17 protein-coding genes and 1 tRNA gene are annotated in these 18140 nt (G+C 72.0%); 10 read left to right on the plus strand and 8 right to left on the minus strand.

Translation table 11 applies throughout. The annotated features are described in order from the left end of the window. Positions 1 to 30: 30 nt before the first annotated feature. Together AB0424_RS13630 and AB0424_RS13635 are read right to left on the minus strand one after the other, a co-directional pair. Entirely contained in the window at positions 31 to 2220 is a 2190-nt protein-coding gene (locus AB0424_RS13630; protein WP_366304901.1) for a protein kinase, read from the minus strand. A gap of 105 nt (positions 2221 to 2325) precedes the next feature. Continuing rightward, the gene (locus AB0424_RS13635; RefSeq protein WP_366304902.1) at positions 2326 to 3249 is read right to left on the minus strand and encodes a serine/threonine protein kinase; all 924 of its coding nucleotides are present in this window, start codon (positions 3247 to 3249) and stop codon (positions 2326 to 2328) included. Between the two features lie 351 nt (positions 3250 to 3600). Between AB0424_RS13635 and AB0424_RS13640 the strand changes: the two genes are divergently transcribed. From AB0424_RS13640 to AB0424_RS13650, 3 genes are read left to right on the plus strand one after another with little or no spacing between them, the layout of a single operon-like run. Next, entirely contained in the window at positions 3601 to 4029 is a 429-nt protein-coding gene (locus tag AB0424_RS13640) for a hypothetical protein (protein ID WP_366304904.1), read from the plus strand. A gap of 14 nt (positions 4030 to 4043) precedes the next feature. Beyond that, positions 4044 to 6383, plus strand: a complete 2340-nt coding sequence (locus AB0424_RS13645) for a hypothetical protein (RefSeq protein ID WP_366304906.1) — start codon at positions 4044 to 4046, stop codon at positions 6381 to 6383. A gap of 35 nt (positions 6384 to 6418) precedes the next feature. Then, a complete protein-coding gene (locus AB0424_RS13650) occupies positions 6419 to 7102 on the plus strand; it encodes a hypothetical protein (protein ID WP_366304908.1) in 684 nt (227 codons plus the stop codon). Between the two features lie 56 nt (positions 7103 to 7158). Here AB0424_RS13650 and AB0424_RS13655 read toward each other — a convergent pair whose 3' ends face one another. Both AB0424_RS13655 and AB0424_RS13660 read right to left on the minus strand, forming a co-directional pair. Then, entirely contained in the window at positions 7159 to 7542 is a 384-nt protein-coding gene (locus AB0424_RS13655; RefSeq protein ID WP_366304910.1) for a hypothetical protein, read from the minus strand. 60 nt (positions 7543 to 7602) lie between these two features. Beyond that, positions 7603 to 7674 (minus strand) — tRNA-Cys (locus AB0424_RS13660). Between the two features lie 180 nt (positions 7675 to 7854). Here AB0424_RS13660 and AB0424_RS13665 point away from each other — a divergent pair. The 6 genes from AB0424_RS13665 to AB0424_RS13690 all read left to right on the plus strand — a co-directional run bounded on the left by AB0424_RS13665 (position 7855) and on the right by AB0424_RS13690 (position 13817). Further along, complete coding sequence (locus tag AB0424_RS13665; RefSeq protein WP_366304912.1) at positions 7855 to 9336, plus strand: MFS transporter; 1482 nt, start codon at positions 7855 to 7857, stop codon at positions 9334 to 9336. A 33-nt stretch (positions 9337 to 9369) separates the two neighbouring features. Beyond that, the gene (locus tag AB0424_RS13670) at positions 9370 to 9567 is read left to right on the plus strand and encodes an Arc family DNA-binding protein (RefSeq protein ID WP_366304914.1); all 198 of its coding nucleotides are present in this window, start codon (positions 9370 to 9372) and stop codon (positions 9565 to 9567) included. After that, on the plus strand, positions 9564 to 9935 hold the full coding sequence (locus AB0424_RS13675) for a Fic family protein (protein ID WP_366304916.1): 372 nt from the start codon (positions 9564 to 9566) through the stop codon (positions 9933 to 9935). The genes AB0424_RS13670 and AB0424_RS13675 overlap by 4 nt, the downstream gene beginning before the upstream one ends. 120 nt (positions 9936 to 10055) lie before the next feature. Continuing rightward, positions 10056 to 11849, plus strand: coding sequence for a DEAD/DEAH box helicase (locus AB0424_RS13680; RefSeq protein WP_366305303.1), 1794 nt, complete (start codon positions 10056 to 10058; stop codon positions 11847 to 11849). A 416-nt stretch (positions 11850 to 12265) separates the two neighbouring features. Beyond that, positions 12266 to 12907: a helix-turn-helix domain-containing protein gene (locus tag AB0424_RS13685; protein WP_017237054.1), complete on the plus strand. Its 642-nt coding sequence runs from the start codon at positions 12266 to 12268 to the stop codon at positions 12905 to 12907. 115 nt (positions 12908 to 13022) lie between these two features. Next, entirely contained in the window at positions 13023 to 13817 is a 795-nt protein-coding gene (locus AB0424_RS13690) for a S16 family serine protease (RefSeq protein WP_366304918.1), read from the plus strand. On the opposite strand, the gene AB0424_RS13695 is transcribed toward AB0424_RS13690, so the two are convergent. The 4 genes from AB0424_RS13695 to AB0424_RS13710 all read right to left on the minus strand — a co-directional run bounded on the left by AB0424_RS13695 (position 13750) and on the right by AB0424_RS13710 (position 16523). Next, complete coding sequence (locus AB0424_RS13695; protein ID WP_366304920.1) at positions 13750 to 15069, minus strand: MFS transporter; 1320 nt, start codon at positions 15067 to 15069, stop codon at positions 13750 to 13752. The two genes, AB0424_RS13690 and AB0424_RS13695, sit on opposite strands and share 68 nt — an antisense overlap. A 28-nt stretch (positions 15070 to 15097) precedes the next feature. Next, a complete protein-coding gene (locus AB0424_RS13700) occupies positions 15098 to 15337 on the minus strand; it encodes a hypothetical protein (protein WP_366304922.1) in 240 nt (79 codons plus the stop codon). Between the two features lie 19 nt (positions 15338 to 15356). Next, entirely contained in the window at positions 15357 to 15938 is a 582-nt protein-coding gene (locus tag AB0424_RS13705) for a winged helix-turn-helix domain-containing protein (RefSeq protein WP_366304924.1), read from the minus strand. Between the two features lie 108 nt (positions 15939 to 16046). Continuing rightward, entirely contained in the window at positions 16047 to 16523 is a 477-nt protein-coding gene (locus AB0424_RS13710) for an Lrp/AsnC family transcriptional regulator (RefSeq protein WP_366304926.1), read from the minus strand. A gap of 121 nt (positions 16524 to 16644) precedes the next feature. Between AB0424_RS13710 and hppD the strand changes: the two genes are divergently transcribed. After that, on the plus strand, positions 16645 to 17790 hold the full coding sequence (gene hppD, locus AB0424_RS13715) for a 4-hydroxyphenylpyruvate dioxygenase (protein ID WP_366304928.1): 1146 nt from the start codon (positions 16645 to 16647) through the stop codon (positions 17788 to 17790). Positions 17791 to 18140: the final 350 nt, after the last annotated feature.

Consider the following 18140-nt stretch of genomic DNA (forward strand, 5'->3'; position numbering starts at 1 on the left):
GAGGTCGATGTCCTGGCGGCGGAGCGCCGCTCAGGCGAGGGGGATGGCCACGACGGAGGTCTTGCCGGCGCCGATGACGCGGGTCCGCTCCTTGTCGGCGACGAGCCTCCACGCCTCCGTCGGGAACACCCAGGCCGAGCGCTTCGTGGTCATGTCGATGGCGCTGAGCCCGCCCGCCACCGGCGCGTACACGTACTTCTCGCCGACCACGGGCGTGCCGCGGAAGTTCGGGGTCAACGAGCGGCCGGAGGGTGCCTCCGTCCAGCGTCTGACGCCGAAGTCGGCCGTGACGGCCAGGAATCCGGGGGTGCTCCTGTTCTCATGGGCGTAGACCACACCGTCCGAGACGGCCGGCATGCCGTAGGAGGTGCCGGCGGAGCCGGAGCCGTACTCCCAGGCGATGCCGCCGTCGGTGAGGCGCAGTGCCCGGAGGCGATCGCCGCCGAAGTACGCGTGCCGCTCGTCGATCGCGAGCTGGCCGGGCTTGAAGAGCGCGGAGTCGCTCAGCGGGAGGCGTCGCTTCCACAGTTGGCGCCCGGTCCGCACCTCGCGCGCCTGGACGAGGAAGGTCTCCAGGTCGCTGCTGTTCTTGCCGAGGATCAGCCGGCCGTCGGCCACCTGCGCGAGCCACGGGCGAACGCCGTCCCACGGGTACACCTGGCGCCACACTTCCTTGCCCGTGCCCAGGTCGACGGCGATCAGGTGCCAGCCCGTCTCGTTCACGTCCGAGTCGACGCTGTGGCTGCCCAGCCGGGAGGCGGCGAACAGCAGCCCGCCGGCGGCCGTGAGGAGCTTGGTGCCGTTGCTCGTCCCGTCGAAGCCCTTGACCTCGATGGTGCGGGCCGCCTCCTTGCCGGTGCGGGGGTCGAGCGTACGGATCAACAGGGCGCCCGGCCCGTCGAAGCGGCCTGCCGACACGTAGAAGAACGTGCCGTCCGTGGTGACCTGGTGGGGCTCGGAGACCATGCCCTCCGACCAGAGCTCGGTGCCGTCCTCCACGGCCAGCGCCCGGAACTCCACCTTCTCGGGGAACCCCACCACGTCCCCCGCGAGCAGCGGCAGGACGCCCTCCTCGGGGTCCAGCGACTCTCCCCGCCACAGCGCCGCCGGTGAGCCGTCCGACGCCGTGGTGGCCGGGATCGCGGTCGGGCCGGGGGACGTGCCGGTGGGTTCGGTCGGGGTGTCGCGGGAGTTCAGCCAGGTCCGGACACCGCCAACGGCGGCTGCCAGGCCGAGGAGGGTGCCGCCTCCGGCGGTCAGGAGGCGGCGGCGGGAGAGGCGTGGTGCCGGGACGGTCTCGGCGAGGGCGGAGGCGGCCGGGGCGGGGAGGCGGTGGGGGGTGGGGAGCCAGACGTCGTGGGCGCGGCGGGCGATGTCGGCGAGGACGAGCGGGGGGAGGTGGTCGGCGAAGTCGCCGTGGCCGTCGTGGAGGTGGGCGACGAGGGTGGCGGTGGTGGGGCGGGCCGCGGCGTCCTTGGCGAGGCAGGCGGTGAGGAGGGGGAGGAGGGTGTCGGGGACGCCGGTGAGGTCGGGGTCGGCGTGGCGGACGCGGTAGAGGAGGTCGGCGGGGGAGCCGGTGCCGAAGGGGCCGTGGCCGGTGGCGGCGAAGACGAGGACGCCGGCGAGGGCGAACACGTCGCCGGCCGGGGGGTGTTCCTCGCCGCCGGCCTGCTCGGGCGACATGTAGGCGGGGGTCCCGGCGGCGGCGCCGGTGCGGGTGAGGTGGTCGTCGCCGGCGGCGCGGGCGATGCCGAAGTCGATGATCTTCGGGCCGTAGGCGGTGACGAGCACGTTGGAGGGCTTGAGGTCGCGGTGGACGACGTCGGAGGAGTGCAGCTGGGCGAGAGCGCCGGCGAGGGCGGCACCGAGGGCGCGGACGGTGGGCTCGGGGAGGGGGCCGCCGAGGGCGACGGCGTCGTCGAGCGGCGGGCCGAGGACGTACTCGGTGGCCAGCCAGGGCGTCTCGGCGAGCGGGTCGGCGTCGACGACGGCCGCGCCGTGGCGGGCGCCGATGATCCGGGCCGCGTCGGTCTCCAGGCGGAAACGGGCCCGGAAGGCGGGGTCGGTGGCGAGCCGCGCGTGGACGGTCTTCAGCGCGACCGTGCGGCCGCCGGGCGTCCGGGCGAGGTAGACCGTGCCCATGCCGCCGGAGCCCAGGCGGGCGAGCAGGCGGTACGTGGCGACGGCGGCGGGGTCGTCGTGGGTCAGGGGCGACAGCATGAGGTCAGGTCCGTGTGATCCAGAGCGAGGGTGGGCGTGTGGGGGTGGGGCGGGGCGACCTGTGGGCCGGCGGGTGCCGTGCGGGCCCGGGGGCCGGTCCCGGTGTCAGGTGCGGGCGGTCGCCGGTTCGGGTGCGGCCGGGAGCGGGGGCAGCTCGGCGGCGAGGAGCTCCGCGGACTGGCGGGCGAGGGCGGCGACGACGCGGCCCGGCAGCCAGCCGGGGGTGAGGAGGGCGGCCGCCGAGTCGAGGACCGTCGCGTGACCGGTGGGCGGGGCGAGGGCCGCCGAGAGCGCGGCCGCGGTGGGGCGGTCGGCGGGGTCGCGGGCCAGGCAGGAGGAGATCACCGGGCGGAGGGCGGGCGGGAGTTCGTCGCGCTCGGGCACGGTGTGGCCGGTGGCGGCGTACGCGAGGACCGCCCCGAGGGCGAAGACGTCGCCCGGGGGCCGGGGCCGGCCGCCGGAGGACTGCTCGGGCGCGAGGGCGCCCGCGTCGAGGCCGGGCAGGCCGCCGCGGGGCTCGCCGTCGGCGCCGGCCGCCCGTACCGCGCCGAAGCAGCTCAGCCGGGGGCCGTCGGAGGTGAGCAGGACCGCGGCCGGGGACACCCCGGCGTGGGTGAGGCCCTGGGCGTGCGCGGCGGACAGCGCCTCGGCGAGCGCGGTGCCCACGGCTCGCACGCTCGCCTCGGGCAGCGGGCCGCCGTGGACGGCGAGGGCCACGGGGAGCGGGAGGAGGGGGACGTACGGGGTCGCGTACCAAGGGGCTTCGCCGGGGGCGGCCAGGTCCGTGACGGGGGCGGTGAAGGGGCCGAGGAAGCGCCGGGCCGCGTCGGCCTCGGTGGCGAAGCGGGCCGGGTCGGTGCCGGGCAGCGGGGCGTTCAGGAGGACCGTGCGCTCGCCGTCGTGGGTGCGGGCGACGAAGCGGCGGCAGGGGACGGCGGGGCCGTTCGGGCCGGCCGGGTCGAGGCGGGTGATCAGGCGGTACGGACCGATCCGGCGGACGGACTCCCCCCGTGTGCGCGACTGTTCCACGTCCCCGTTCCCCCTGTCGTTCCGGCGCCCCGTGGCGACGGGGGCCCGTTGAGCCTACCGAGGCGGGGGCGCGGGGCCGTGGCCGGGAGCCGACGGCGACGGGGCGGGAGCGGGCGGACCGGGACGAGCGCGCCCCACGGGGTGCCGAGAACGTCCGGGCTGTCCGAGTTGCGAAGGTGAAGCGGGCGCGCGGGCGACGGGGAGATCTCGAACGTGTGGGGATTTCCGGGCGGAGCGTGCTCGAACGGCTGCTCGGGGACTACGATCGCGATGTTTCCCTGGGCGTGGAACTTGCTGGGGCGAAGCCGGAACGAACACCGTCAGACGGTCACGGGAGCAACGGGGGCGAGCATGTCGTTCGAAGAGGAGTGGGCGTCCGTACGGACCACGTCGACGGCCAACGTGAGCATGAGGCTCAATCAGGTCGCCCCCGAGCCCGGCGGAGGGGGCGGCGGGAACGCCGACCTCAGCGTCGACCAGGACAAGCTCGGCGCCATCGGCAGCGCCGCGTACGCGCTGCACGGCCGGCTGGTCAAGGACGGCAACCACGCGCGCACGACCACGGGGGAGGCGGCGACGGGCCTGTCGAGCCACGGCTTCCTGACCGGCTCCGCGCTGTCGACCGTCCAGGAGACGTGGGGCTCGCAGCTGAACACGCTGCTCGACGCCTGCGCCAACATCTCCAACCACCTCGACTACAGCGCCGCCTCGCACGCCAAGGAAGAGGCGGACATCACGGCGGCGCTCTCCGCCTCCAAGATCAACGAGTACCTCAAGTAGGCGGGGGACCTGCTGTGCTGACCTTTGACAACGTGTACCAGGCTCCGCTCGACAAGATGAAGTCCTCGGCCGACGACTGGGCCGCGATGAAGGGCAAGCTCGACACGCTCGCCCAGGACGCGCAGTCGACGATGGCCGCGAAGGCCAGGGACGACTACTGGCGCGGGGTGAACGCCGAGGTCACCAAGCCCTTCGTGGACAAGACCGCGAAGGAGTTCGGCGACGCCGCCAAGGCGGCCGACGGCATCCACAAGGTGCTGGAGGACGGCTACAACGCCTTCAAGAAGGCCAAGGACGACCTCAAGAAGATCGTCGAGACGGAGGCCCCCGCGAAGGGGTTCCGGGTGAAGTCCGACGGCATCGTCGAGGCCGTCGAGCCGCTCTCCCAGACCAAGGACCAGGGGATGCGCCACGACCCCGACTTCCAGGACATGGTCCGCAAGGAACGCACCGACATCGAGGCCATGCAGCGCCGGATCGACGCGATCGTCGAGACCTGCGACGACGCCGACGTGTCCTGCTCCAACGCCCTCAAGGCCAACATCACGGGCGACCAGCACAACTTCAGCGGCCCGAAGTACACCAGCCTCGACGCCGAGGAGGCGCAGCGCGCCGTCGACCTCGCCAAGAAGGGCCGGGACATATCCCACGAGGAGCTGATGCGCCTCAACGAGCTGCTCAAGGACAACAGCGGCTCCAAGGAGTTCTCCCGGACCTTCTACGACGGACTCGGCCCGAAGGGGTCCCTGGAGTTCTTCGGGCAGCTGTCCACCGACACCTACGACTACACCAAGGTCGACAAGCAGCGCCTCGCCGACGTCCAGGACCTCCAGAAGAACCTCGGCCTCAACCTCGCGACGGCCACGCAGGGCGGCGACGCGTGGACCGACAAGTGGTCCACCGAGATGCGCAAGCTCGGCACCGAGCGCATCCCGCTCGTCAAGTACGACAACAACCCGGCCTTCGGCTACCAGTTGCTCGGCGGCATCATGCGCTACGGCGACTACGACAAGAAGTTCCTCGTCCCGATCGCCGAGCACGTCACCCAGCTCCACGCCAAGGACCCGTACCTCTTCGCCAACAGCAAGCCGATGGTCGGCGGCGGGCTGCAGAACCAGTACAACCCGTCGGGCGTCAACGGTGCCGGCTTCGACCCGATGATCTCGATGCTGGAGGCGCTCGGCCACAGCCCCGAGGCGTCCAAGGAGTTCTTCTCGAAGGATCCGCTGACCTCGTACAAGGAGGACGGCACCGTCGGCGGCGAGCTGAACCTCGGCAAGGACAAGGACGGAAACAAGATCGAGAACTATCTCGATTTCTTCGGCAACGAGAAGTACGACCTCTTCCCCGACATCGACGGGCACGACCCGGACGCCGCCAAGAAGTCCGCGGACTACATGCCCGACGCGCTCGGCCACGCCCTGGAGTCCGCGACGCTCGGCCACGCCTGGGACGACCCGACGCCGGAGCTGAAGCGCGACGAGACCTCGGCCCAGATCATGTCGGACGTCGTGGCGAAGTACGGCGGCGACGCCGAGCTGCTCAAGAAGTGGCAGTCCCCGCTGGCGGACAGCCTCGGCAACATGGGCGCCGGCTACATCGACGACCTCAACTGGGCCCTGGACAAGAACAGTACGGACAGTCCCTTCCACCCGACCAAGGACAGCTCGGCCCACCCCGAGTTCGGGCGGCAGTCCGCGGTCGACTTCCTCAGCACCCTCGGTCAGCACCCCGACGCCTACGCGACCGTCTCCACGGCCGAGCGCCTCTACACGACGAGCGTGCTGGAGGGACAGGTCGGCCCGGACGGCAAGATCGACGAGGGGAACGCGCGGGCCACCGTGTACACGGGTGCCACCCTCCAGGGCGTGCTCGACGAGTCCCGTGGCGCCCAGGTCGAGGCCGAGGGCATGAAGAAGCACGAGGAGTACGAGAAGGCCCAGGCCGCCAAGGCCGGCTGGGTGGAGCTCGGTGCCACGGTCGGCATCGCCGCCGGTGTCGCCTTCCTCCCGGCCACCGCCGCGGTCGGCGCGGCCGCCGTCCTCGTGCCGCTCGCCGTCGACACCGGTTCCGGGGTCATGGAGCAGCTCGCCGGGCAGGTCATCGGCGACTGGTCGGACAAGTCGGTCGACGACCACAAGGACGCCACCGAGGACAAGATCCACGAGGACAACAAGGCCATGTACACGGCCGGGCGCTTCAGTGCCGAGTCCCCGATGGAGCGCTTCCTGGCCGAACACCGCTCCCAGGTGAGCAGCGACTTCCGACAGGACATGATCGAGTCCGTGAGCAACGGTTACGGCCTGGGCAACGACCACGCCCAGCAGACCGGCAACGCCCCCGAGACCGGCTGATCCACCGCCCCACCGACTCCCACGAGGAAATTCCGATGAGAAGAGCGTCCGCCGCCGTATCGACCGCCCTCGCCCTCGGCCTGCTGCTCACCGCATGCGGGAAGGACGAGGAGGAGCCGCCCCGGGTCACCGCCGCGCAGCAGTGCGACGGCACGCTGTCGCCCGCGGCGGCCGGAGCGCTCGAGTCGGTGCTCGGTACGAAGACGTTCTCGGAGGCCGGGAGCGGTGGGCTGGACCGGATCGTGAACGTGCTGATCGAGGATCAGGCACGGGAGGGGCGGCCTCCGGGCCACCCCTCGATGTGCCAGGTCGCGACCGGGGCCTCGCCCCGGAGCGAGATCGACGTCGACGTCTACCTGCACGACGCCGAAGCCCTGTACGACAGCGGCACCGACAAGTGGTGGAACCAGGGCCGCGCTCTCTACGCGATGGGCCGTGAGGCGAGCGCCGACAACAAGACGGCCGCGCTCTTCGTGCAGTGCACCAGCCCGCGCCTGAAGGGGTCGGACGAGCGGCCGGCCCCCCTGGCGGCCGACCTCAGCTTCAGGAAGTCACTGAAGGGCGACTACCCCGCCAACACCCCCGCCACCCGCGAGGCGTACCTCACCGTCCTCCACTCCGCCACCCTCGCGATCGTGAAGAAGCTCGGCTGCGAGAACAACGCCGGGCTTCCCGAGAAGCCGGTCTTCGAGGTCAAGAAGTGGCGCGGGGAGCAGTAGGGGAGTGATCCTCAGCGCCGTCGGGCCCTGGTCGTCGTGGGGGTGCTCCCGGGGGTTCAGCCCTCGGCCGTCTCGGTGGCGGGGGAGAGCCGGGTGAGGAGGAGGACGGTCGCTCGGGTGAGGAGGGCGGCGAGGAGGACGGTGGCGAGGCCGTCGACGTGGAGGTCGGAGATCTTGGGGCCGAGCCAGGAGAGCAGCCACCAGATGAGGGCGTCCTGGACGAAGCCGGCGAGGCCGAGGGCGAGGAGCGCGCCGAGCGGTACGCGGCCCGAGGGGCCGATGTGGACGACCTGGGTGAGGACCACGATCACCAGGGTGGCGACGAGGACCGAGAGGACTGCGTCGACGGTCTCCGTGCCCAGGGTGATGCCGGGCAGCAGGCCCCCGGCGAGCGCCACCCCGACGATGACGCCCAGTTTGCGTACGCCTTGATCGCTCATGGGGGGACTCTGGCACAGCCGCACTGCGGATGTGAAGGTTCCGTAAGGAAGATCATTCAGAGACCGTGGCGGGAATCGAACCCGCGTAACTCGCTTTGCAGGCGAGTCCCTGAACCACTCGGGCACACGGTCGTGTTGTGCACTGGTACGACCGTAGGGGGCGGGGCGGAGGGGACTCAAGAGGTCCGGGGGCCACGCCATGCGACTGCCATACGGCCGCAACACTCCGTTCGTGGTCGTACGTCCAAGGGCTGAGGAGAGCCGGGACTCCTGACAGGGGTCATCGAGCGCTTCACCTCTTACTCTGGGGGAATGAGCGCCCTCGAACCCCGCGACGCCGACGTCGCCCCCGACCCCGGACCCCGCGCCGCGCACGACGAGGCCGAGGGGTCCGTCCTCGACGCGACCCACCGGGCGCTCAGCATCGGCATCGTCTCCGTCGTGCTGCTCATCGCCTTCGAGGCGACCGCCGTCGGCACGGCCATGCCGGTCGCCGCCCGCGAGCTGAACGGCGTCTCCGTCTACGCCTTCGCCTTCTCCGCGTACTTCACCACCAGCCTCTTCGCCATGGTCCTGGCCGGCCAGTGGTCCGACCGCAGCGGGCCGCTGGGTCCCCTCACCGCGGGGATCAGCGCCTTCGCCGCCGGACTGCTGCTCTCCGGGACGGCCGGCGCGATGTGGCTGTTCATCCTCGGCCGGGCCGTGCAGGGGCTCGGCGGCGGTCTGGTGATCGTCGCGCTGTACGTGGTCGTCGGGCGCGCCTACGCCGAACACCTCAGGCCCGCGATCATGGCCGCCTTCGCCGCGAGCTGGGTCGTCCCCTCCGTCGTCGGCCCCCTCGCCGCGGGATCGATCACCGAGCACCTGGGCTGGCGGTGGGTCTTCGTCGGCATCCCCGTCCTCGTCGTCTTCCCGCTCGCCCTCGCCCTCCCCGCGATACGCCGCACGGCCTCGGGCCCGGCCGACCCCGAGGCGCCCGTCGCCCCCTGGGACCGGCGGCGCATCCTGCTCGCCCTCGCCATCTCGGCCGGCGCCGGACTCCTCCAGTACGCGGGCCAGGAGCTGCGCTGGCTCTCCCTGCTGCCCGCCGCGGCGGGCCTCGCGCTCCTCGTCCCGGCCGTCCGCGGCCTGCTGCCCCACGGCACCTGGCGGGCGGCCCGCGGCCTGCCCTCCGTCGTCCTGCTCCGCGGCGTCGCCGCCGGCTCCTTCATCGCGGCCGAGTCCTTCGTCCCGCTGATGCTCGTCACCCAGCGCGGCCTCAGCCCCACCCTCGCGGGCTTCTCGCTCGCCGCCGGCGGGCTCACCTGGGCGCTCGGCTCCTGGATCCAGTCCCGGCCGTGGACGGAGCCCTACCGGGAGCGCCTCGTCGTCCTCGGCATGGTCCTCGTCGCCCTCGCCATCGCCACGGCGCCGAGCGTGCTGATCGCCGCCGTCCCGGTGTGGGTGCTCGCCGTCGCCTGGGGCGTCGGCTGCCTCGGGATGGGCGCCGTCATCGCCTCCACGAGCGTGATCCTCATGAAGCTCTCCGCACCCGAGGAGGTCGGCGCCAACTCGGCCGCGCTCCAGATCTCCGACGGCCTCTCCAACGTCCTCCTGCTCGCCGCGGGCGGCGCCGCCTTCGCCGCGCTCGGCGGCGGAGCCGTCGGCCACGCCGTGGACGCCGCCACCGGAGCCGCCGGCTCCCACCCCGCCGCCTTCGCCGCCGTCTTCCTCCCGATGGCGGGCGTGGCGGCCGTCGGGGCGTGGGTGGCGACGCGGCTGGGTGCCCCGAAGGCGGCGTCGAAAAGCCTGTGACACCGGGTGGTACCGCGCGGTACCATGTGGTACATGGCTGCTCTTAACGTGAGGTTCACCGAGGAAGAGCTGAACGCGCTCCGGGAGCGCGCCGAGGCGGAGGGTCGCAGCATGCAGTCCTTCGCACACGACGCGGTGATGAGGGCGATAGACGAACATTCCCGCCTGTTCGAGGAGGCGGCCGAGCACGTCCTGAAGGTCAGCGCGGAGCTCAACCGGAGGCTTGCGTGACGCACTTCCTCACCCTCCCGCAGCTCCTGAACCTTGCGGAGCGTCTCGGGGCGAGTGAAGTCCGTGACTATGGCCTGCTCGATTCCGCTCTGGCACGCCCGCAGTCGAGCGTGTTCGGCCAGGACGCGTATCCCGACATCTGGGAGAAGGCGGCGGCGCTGATGGAGTCGCTCGCCCGCAACCACGGTCTCGTCGACGGAAACAAGCGCATCGCCTGGTACGCGACCTGGGTATTCCTCCACGTCAACGGGCATCCGCTGGATCCCGCGTTCGACGTCGACGAGGCCGAGACGTTCGTCCTGGACGTCTGCCAGGGGGCGCTCGACGTACCCAAGATCGCGCTCCGGCTGCCGAGGTTCGCACGCTGACCGGACGAGTGTGAGACCCGCCGCACCGGGCGAGGTCACGGCCTCGTCCGGCTCCGCTCGCGGCGGCCACGCCGGTAAGGTGGCCCGGTTGTCATATCTGGACGAGCGTCGAACCCGGAGATCGTGACTACTACCACCACCTCCTCCCATCACCTTTCTCCCGCCTTCCCAGGACGGGCCCCGTGGGGTACCGCCGGCAAGCTGCGCGCCTGGCAGCAGGGGGCGATGGAGAGATACATCCAGGAGCAGCCCCGTGACTTCCTGGCCGTCGCCACACCCGGCGCGGGCAAGACCACCTTCGCCCTGACCCTGGCGTCGTGGCTGCTGCACCACCACGTGGTGCAGCAGATCACCGTCGTGGCGCCCACCGAGCACCTGAAGAAGCAGTGGGCCGCGGCCGCGGCCCGCATAGGCATCAAGCTGGACCCCGACTACAGCGCCGGGCCGCTCAGCAAGGAGTACGACGGGGTCGCCATCACCTACGCCGGTGTGGGCGTCCGCCCGATGCTGCACCGCAACCGTTCCGAACAGCGCAAGACCCTCGTCATCCTCGACGAGATCCACCACGCGGGAGACTCGAAGTCCTGGGGCGAGGCGTGCCTGGAGGCGTTCGAGCCGGCCACCCGGCGCCTCGCGCTGACCGGCACGCCCTTCCGGTCCGACACGAACCCGATCCCCTTCGTGACGTACGAGGAGGGCAACGACGGCATCCGGCGGTCCTCGGCGGACTACACGTACGGCTACGGCAACGCCCTCGGCGACGGCGTCGTGCGGCCGGTCATCTTCCTCTCCTACAGCGGCAACATGCGCTGGCGCACCAAGGCGGGCGACGAGATCGCCGCACGCCTCGGCGAACCGATGACCAAGGACGCCGTCTCGCAGGCGTGGCGCACCGCGCTGGACGCCAAGGGCGACTGGATGCCGAACGTCCTGCGCGCCGCCGACCAGCGGCTCACCGAGGTCAGGAAGTCCATCCCGGACGCCGGCGGCCTCGTCATCGCCTCCGACCAGGACTCGGCCCGCTCCTACGCCAAGCTGATCCGCGAGATCACCGGAACGAAGGCCACCGTCGTCCTCTCCGACGACACGGGCGCCTCGAACCGCATCGACGAGTTCAGCGAGAACAACGACCGGTGGATGGTCGCCGTCCGCATGGTGTCGGAGGGCGTCGACGTCCCCCGACTCGCCGTCGGCGTGTACGCGACGACCATCTCGACCCCGCTGTTCTTCGCGCAGGCCGTCGGCCGCTTCGTGCGTTCGCGCAGGCGCGGCGAGACCGCGTCCGTGTTCCTTCCCACCATCCCGAGCCTCCTCGGCTTCGCCAACGAGATGGAGGTCGAGCGCGACCACGTCCTCGACAAGCCCAAGAAGGCGGGCGAGGACGACCCCTACGCCGAGTCCGAGAAGGAGCTCGCCGAGGCCGAGCGCCAGGAGGACGAGGACACCGGCGAGCAGGACATGCTGCCCTTCGAGGCCCTGGAGTCCGACGCCGTCTTCGACCGCGTGCTGTACAACAGCGCCGAGTTCGGCATGCAGGCCCACCCCGGCAGCGCCGAGGAGCAGGACTACCTCGGCATCCCCGGCCTCCTCGAACCCGACCAGGTGCAGCTGCTGCTGCAGAAGCGCCAGGCCCGGCAGATCGCGCACAGCCGCAAGAAGCCGGACGACGAGGCCGACCTCCTGGAACTCCCGGCCGAGCGGCGCCCTGTCGTTTCCCACAAGGAACTCCTCGAACTGCGCAAGCAGCTCAACACGATGGTCGGCGCGTACGTCCACCAGACCGGCAAGCCCCACGGTGTGATCCACACCGAGCTGCGCCGGGTCTGCGGCGGGCCGCCGAGCGCCGAGGCCACCGCCGGACAGATCCGGGAACGGATCAAGAAGGTGCAGGAGTGGGCCACCCGCATGCGGTGACCCGACGCCCCCCGAAACGCGGCTGAGGCCCGTACGACGTCGTTCGTACGGGCCTCACTCGTCCCGCGGCGGGCGGGACGGGCCCGGCGGCCGGCCCCCACGGTCGGCCTCCGGGCACCTCCACGCTACGGGCACGACAAAGCCGATCTTGTCCGCCAAAGTCCCCAGTCCGGCCGACGAAGGTCCCGAACCGTCTCTATACGGTCGCCGACGCCCGGATTCTGGACGAGGTCTTCCGCTGAGCGGAGCGGGTCGCTACTGTCCCGCCTCAAAAGCAATCGCCCCGTGGCAGCGCCGCCGCGGAGCGCAGCCGGTGTACCCCTTCCTGCCGGCGGCCTCTGACGTGCGTCGCCGACGGGACCGGCGTCGCAATCCCGTGAGAGCCCGTCGCCACTCACTCCGAAGGAGAGGGCGTCGTGACCGCGGAAACCTCCCAGACGCTCGACCGGGGACTCAGAGTCCTCAAGCTGCTCGCCGACACCGACCACGGCCTGACCGTCACCGAGTTGTCCAACAAACTCGGGGTCAACCGGACCGTGGTCTACCGTCTGCTCGCCACGCTCGAACAGCACGCCCTCGTCCGCCGCGACCTCGGCGGACGCGCCCGCGTCGGTCTCGGCGTGCTGCGGCTCGGCCGCCAGGTCCACCCCCTGGTGCGCGAGGCCGCCCTGCCCGCCCTGCGCTCGCTCGCCGAGGACATAGGGGCCACGGCCCACCTGACCCTCGTCGACGGAGCCGAGGCACTCGCCGTCGCGGTCGTCGAGCCCACCTGGACCGACTACCACGTCGCCTACCGGGCCGGCTTCCGTCACCCCCTCGACCGGGGCGCCGCCGGCCGCGCGATCCTCGCCGCCCGCCAGGGCTCCCTCATCGAACCCGGCTTCACCCTCACCCACGGCGAGCTCGAAGCCGGCGCCAGCGGCGCCGCCGCCCCGCTCGTCGGCGTCACCGGCGTCGAGGGCAGCGTCGGCGTCGTGATGCTCGCCGACGCCGTCCCCGAGCGGGTCGGCCCCCGCGTCGTCGACGCGGCCCGCGAGGTCGCCGACGCCCTGCGCTAGAGCCCGCGCCGCCCGGCCGGTCCCACCGCCGTGCGGGCGATCCGCGAGGTGGGTCCGGCCGCGGCCGGTGGGACCGTCACCGCGGGGTGGGGGAGCGGCCCAGTAGATTGGGGGCGTGCTCTCCAGTCTCTCGCGTCCCCGTGCCCTGGCGCTGTGTGCGCTGCCCGTCGCCGCGCTCTTCGCCGTCGCGGGGCTCGCGCCGCTGCCCTTCGCGATCGCGCAGCCCGGCTCGACGGTGGACGTGCTCGGGAAGGACCAGGGGCGGGAGATCATCACGATCACCGGAGCCCCGGTGCGGCCGACGGACGGGCAGCTGCGGATGACGACGATCGTCGCCACGGGCCCGTCGACCGACGTCGACCTCGGCGACGTGGTCGACGCGTGGTTCCGGACGGACCGGGCCGTGCTGCCGCACGACTCCGTGTACCCGTCGGGGAAGTCCGACGCGGAGATCGAGAAGCACAACCTCGGGCAGATGAAGGAGTCGCAGGACGCGGCGACGCTCGCCGCGCTCGGCTACCTGAAGAAGGACCCCGAGCAGGTGAAGGTGACCCTGCACCTCGCGGACATCGGCGGCCCGAGCGCGGGGCTGCTCTTCTCCCTCGGCATCGTGGACAAGCTCGACGGAGACGGGGACGGCGGCGGTCTCACCGGCGGTCGGACCGTCGCCGGTACGGGCACGATCGAGGCGGACGGCACGGTCGGCGCCGTCGGCGGGGTCTCCCTCAAGACGCAGGCCGCCGCGCGGGACGGGGCGACCGTCTTCCTCGTGCCGAAGAACGAGTGCTCAGACGCGCAGGCCGAACTGCCGAAGGGCATGCGGCTCATCCCCGTCACGGCGCTCACCGACGCGGTGGCGTCCCTCCGGGCCCTGGAACAGGGGCAGGAGAAGCAGGTTCCGGCCTGCTGACCTCCGGGCCGCCGGACCCCTTCGCGGCGCGTGGCGCGTCCATCCCCCGCCAAGAGGGGAGGAGGACCGGGCAGAGCGCGGCGAGGAAGTACAGGCCGCCGACGGTGAGCAGCGCCGTGGTGAGGCCGGTGCGCTCGACCAGGAGGCCGGCGGCGACTCCGCCGAGCGGCGTGGTCAGCAGCACGCTGGCCGTACTGGCGCTGCCGACGCGGCTGCGCAGCTCGGCCGGGACCGTCTCGTAGAAGACCGCGCCGAGGATCGGGTTGAGGACCCCGGCGCCCAGCCCGCCGAACGCCATCGCCACGAGCAGCGGCGCGGTGGTGTCGGTGAGGGCCGCCGTCACGTACACGGGCGCCCCGGCGAGCAGGAAGCCGACGGCGACGACGGGGCGGCGCGGGAAGCGGTGGCCGACCGCCGCGTACAGCAGGGCGCCGGCGAGGGCGCAGCCGCCGAAGACGGCGACGAGCAGACCGAGCGCCGTCGACCCGCCGAGCTCCTCGCGCGCGTGGACCGGCAGGAGGACCGTGCTCCAGCTCTGGGCCAGCCCGTTGGTGATCATCACCATCAGGTTGATGCCGAGGATCAGCGGGGTGTTCAGCAGGAACGCGTACCCCTCGCGCAGATCTGCCCGGTACACCGCGAGGGACAGCGGCCGTGCGTCGCGGGTGGGTTCGGCGGACGGGACGCCGCGCAGGCCGAGGAGGGCGAGGGCCGCGGCGACGACGAAGGTGGCGGCGTCGACGTACAGCACGGTGTCGGCGCCGATGAGGGCGACGAGGAGGCCGGCGAGGGCGGCTCCGGTCATCCGGGCGCCGCGGGAGACGGCGTCGTAGAAGCTGGTGGCCCGGGAGAGCGGTATGCCGGCCCGCTCGGCCAGGTCGGGCGTCAGGACGTTCCGGGCGGTCTCGCCGGGGGCGTGGAAGAAGCCGGTGACGGCCATCAGCGCGCACAGCATCCAGAACCGGAGCACACCGGCCTGGTTGAGCAGCGGGATGGCGGCGAGCGCCAGGGCGCAGACGAGGTCGGAGGCGACGGCGACCCGGCGGCGGCCGATCCGGTCGATGACCGGCCCTCCGACGAGGGCGGAGGCGAGGACGGGCAGGGCGGCGCAGAAGGCGACGAGCCCCGCCTTGCCGGGGCTGCCCGTGGTCTCCAGGGCGAACCACGGGACGGCGATGAGGGTGAGCGAGTTGCCGCTGATGGAGATGGCGTTGGCGGTCAGGACGGTGATCAGTGGTGTGCGCGGGTGCACGGGTGGTTCCCCCGGTTGTTGTGCTCCGTCAGGCGGCGGTGGTGAAGCGGCTGGTGGCCGCGGGGCCGGGCGTGGCGAGCCGGAGGCCGAACTCGACCATCCTCCAGCCGAGCCAGACGCGGAGCGCCGGGGCCGGTGCAGGGGTCGGTGACGGGGTCGGCCGCTGGTGCGGGCCGTGCGGGCCGTGCGGCCGGGCGGTGGCGGTGGCCCGGCGGTGGAGTTCGGCGGCGTGCAGACGGTGCAGGCTGAGGTGGATGTCCGCGTGCATGGCTGGGGGTGTCCTTCCGTCAGTTCTCGTGCTGCGGGAACGCGTGCAGATGGATGCGTACGCGCTGGGCGTCCGGCGCGCCGGCCTCCTCGATGTCGCGGTAGCTCTCGATGAGGGCGTGCATCCGCTCGTCGAGTTCGCGGAGCTTGTCCGGGGGCAGGCGCAGGGTGAAGTCGCTCATGTCGGAGGCGCCGAGCCAGCCGGGGTCCCAGTCGTGCCGGGTCCCCAGGTAGGTGCTGAGCTCCTGGGTGTGGATGGTCGCTATCTCGTGGACGTAGATGTCGAGGGCGCCGCGGACCTCCGGATCGGGGTTCCGGTACAGCGACTCGTCGACGCTCGTGCCCTGCTGGCCGGCCTTCCACCACCGCTCGCGCCCCTTGCCGCGCGTCGGGTCGTCCTCCACGAAGCCGTGGGCCGCCAGCTGGCGCAGGTGGTAGCTGGTCGCCCCGCTGGACTCGCCGAGCTGCTCGGCCAGTTGGGAGGCGGTGGCGGGGCCGCCCCGGCGCAGGGCGCGCAGCAGCCGGATGCGGAGGGGGTGGGCCAGCCCGCGCAGGGAGCGCGGGTCGAGAGCGCGGCTCAGGTGTTCCTCGGGCTCGGACATGTTCCGAGCGTAGAGTTGCAAAGAACCAGTTGCAAGAGGTTCTTTGCAACTGGTTCTTTGGAAGTGGTTCCGTGTGTGCTGCGCCCGCGGCGCGGCGGCGGTCCCGCGCTACAGGGGCTCGTCCCCGGCGGCCTGCTCCACCAGCGGGATGATCCGCAGCGGCACCGGGTTCTCCATCACGATCGCCGTGGAGGCCCGGACGATGCCCTCGAAGCCGACGACCCGGTCGATCACCCGCTGGAGGTCGGCGTTGGACCGGGCGACCAGCCGGCAGAGCATGTCGCCGTGGCCCGTCGTCGTGTGCAGTTCGAGCACCTCGGGCACGGTCGCCAGGTGCCCCCGGACGTCCGCGCCCTGCCCCTGCTTGATCTCCAGGGTGGCGAAGGCCGTCACCGGATAGCCCAGCGCCGCCGGGTCCACCTGCGGCCCGAAGCCGCGGATCACCCCGCTCCCCTGCAGGCGGTCCAGGCGGGCCTGCACCGTGCCCCGTGCCACTCCGAGGCGGCGGGACGCCTCCAGCACCCCTATGCGCGGTTCGCGGGCGAGGAGCCCGATCAGCCGGCCGTCCAAATGATCGATCGCCACAGCGCTCTCCCCGTGGTCATGATGTACAAGTCGCACCGCCATACTCGCCGATCGCTGTACAACTTGACCAGCAGATCAGCAAACTCTTGCGCACCTTGCAGAACGGCGGGACATTGCTGCCATGACTGAGACCATCGATCACACCCCTTCCACCGCGCGTGAGGCCGATCCCTTCCCGGTGAAGGGAATGGACGCGGTCGTCTTCGCCGTCGGCAACGCCAAGCAGGCCGCGCACTACTACTCCACCGCCTTCGGCATGAAGCTCGTCGCCTACTCCGGACCGGAGAACGGCAGCCGCGAGACCGCCAGCTACGTGCTCACCAACGGCGCCGCCCGTTTCGTGTTCACCTCCGTCATCAAGGCGTCCACCGACCGGGGCCGCTTCCTCGCCGACCACGTCGCCGAGCACGGTGACGGCGTCGTCGACCTGGCGATCGAGGTGCCGGACGCGCGCGCCGCGTACGCCTACGCCGTCGCGCACGGCGCCACCGGCCTCACCGAGCCCCACGAGGTCAAGGACGAGAACGGCACCGTCGTCCTCGCCGCCATCGCCACCTACGGCAAGACCCGCCACACCCTCGTCGAGCGCTCCGGCTACGACGGCCCCTACCTGCCGGGCTTCGTCGCCGCCACGCCGATCGTCGAGCCCCCGGCCAAGCGCACCTTCCAGGCCATCGACCACTGCGTCGGCAACGTCGAGCTCGGCAAGATGAACGACTGGGTCGGCTTCTACAACAAGGTCATGGGCTTCACGAACATGAAGGAGTTCGTGGGCGACGACATCGCGACCGAGTACTCGGCGCTGATGTCCAAGGTCGTCGCGGACGGCACCCTCAAGGTGAAGTTCCCGATCAACGAGCCGGCGATCGCGAAGAAGAAGTCGCAGATCGACGAGTACCTGGAGTTCTACGGCGGCGCCGGCGTCCAGCACATCGCCCTCGCCACCAACGACATCGTCGCCACCGTGCGCGCGATGCGGGCCGCGGGCGTCGCCTTCCTCGACACCCCCGACTCCTACTACGACACCCTCGGCGAGTGGGCCGGCGAGACCCGCGTCCCCGTGGAGACCCTGCGCGAGCTCAAGATCCTCGTCGACCGCGACGAGGACGGCTACCTCCTGCAGATCTTCACCAAGCCGGTCCAGGACCGTCCCACCGTCTTCTTCGAGATGATCGAGCGGCACGGGTCGATGGGCTTCGGCAAGGGCAACTTCAAGGCGCTCTTCGAGGCGATCGAGCGCGAGCAGGAGAAGCGCGGCAACCTCTGACCCACCCCCGCGAGGGCCCGGGACCCCTCCCGGGCCCTTCGCCGTGCCCCTGCAACCCCACTTCCGTGGCGCGCCCCGCCGCCCGATGCCCCCCGTTGTGGGCAACTGTTCCGCTGGGGCGGAACGGGTGGGCACAACGGACGGCACCCTTTGCCGGGCCTAGGCTTCCGCGCCTGGACCCGCACCGGATGCGCGTGGCTCTACGCGTGCGGGCCGGGGCACAAGGGGCGGGGGCGCGGCCAGACGCGCCGTCCCGTGTGCCCACCCGTCCCGCCCCAGCGGGACGATTGCCCACACGGGGGGGGTGGGCCGGCACCGGTCACGGCCCTTGCCCCGGGCGCGGGGCGGTG

It is taken from the genome of Streptomyces sp. NPDC051180 (genome assembly GCF_040689545.1).
GTDB lineage: Bacteria > Actinomycetota > Actinomycetes > Streptomycetales > Streptomycetaceae > Streptomyces.

Excerpts from the sequence above, each read along its gene's own strand:
- AB0424_RS13630 (WP_366304901.1), bottom strand. The coding sequence starts at position 2,220 with ATGCTGTCGCCCCTGACCCACGACGACCCCGCCGCCGTCGCCACGTAC.
- AB0424_RS13705 (WP_366304924.1), bottom strand. The coding sequence starts at position 15,938 with ATGTCCGAGCCCGAGGAACACCTGAGCCGCGCTCTCGACCCGCGCTCC.
- AB0424_RS13650 (WP_366304908.1), top strand. The coding sequence starts at position 6,419 with ATGAGAAGAGCGTCCGCCGCCGTATCGACCGCCCTCGCCCTCGGCCTG.
- AB0424_RS13640 (WP_366304904.1), top strand. The coding sequence starts at position 3,601 with ATGTCGTTCGAAGAGGAGTGGGCGTCCGTACGGACCACGTCGACGGCC.
- AB0424_RS13700 (WP_366304922.1), bottom strand. The coding sequence starts at position 15,337 with ATGCACGCGGACATCCACCTCAGCCTGCACCGTCTGCACGCCGCCGAA.
- AB0424_RS13665 (WP_366304912.1), top strand. The coding sequence starts at position 7,855 with ATGAGCGCCCTCGAACCCCGCGACGCCGACGTCGCCCCCGACCCCGGA.
- AB0424_RS13670 (WP_366304914.1), top strand. The coding sequence starts at position 9,370 with ATGGCTGCTCTTAACGTGAGGTTCACCGAGGAAGAGCTGAACGCGCTC.
- AB0424_RS13655 (WP_366304910.1), bottom strand. The coding sequence starts at position 7,542 with ATGAGCGATCAAGGCGTACGCAAACTGGGCGTCATCGTCGGGGTGGCG.
- hppD (WP_366304928.1), top strand. The coding sequence starts at position 16,645 with ATGACTGAGACCATCGATCACACCCCTTCCACCGCGCGTGAGGCCGAT.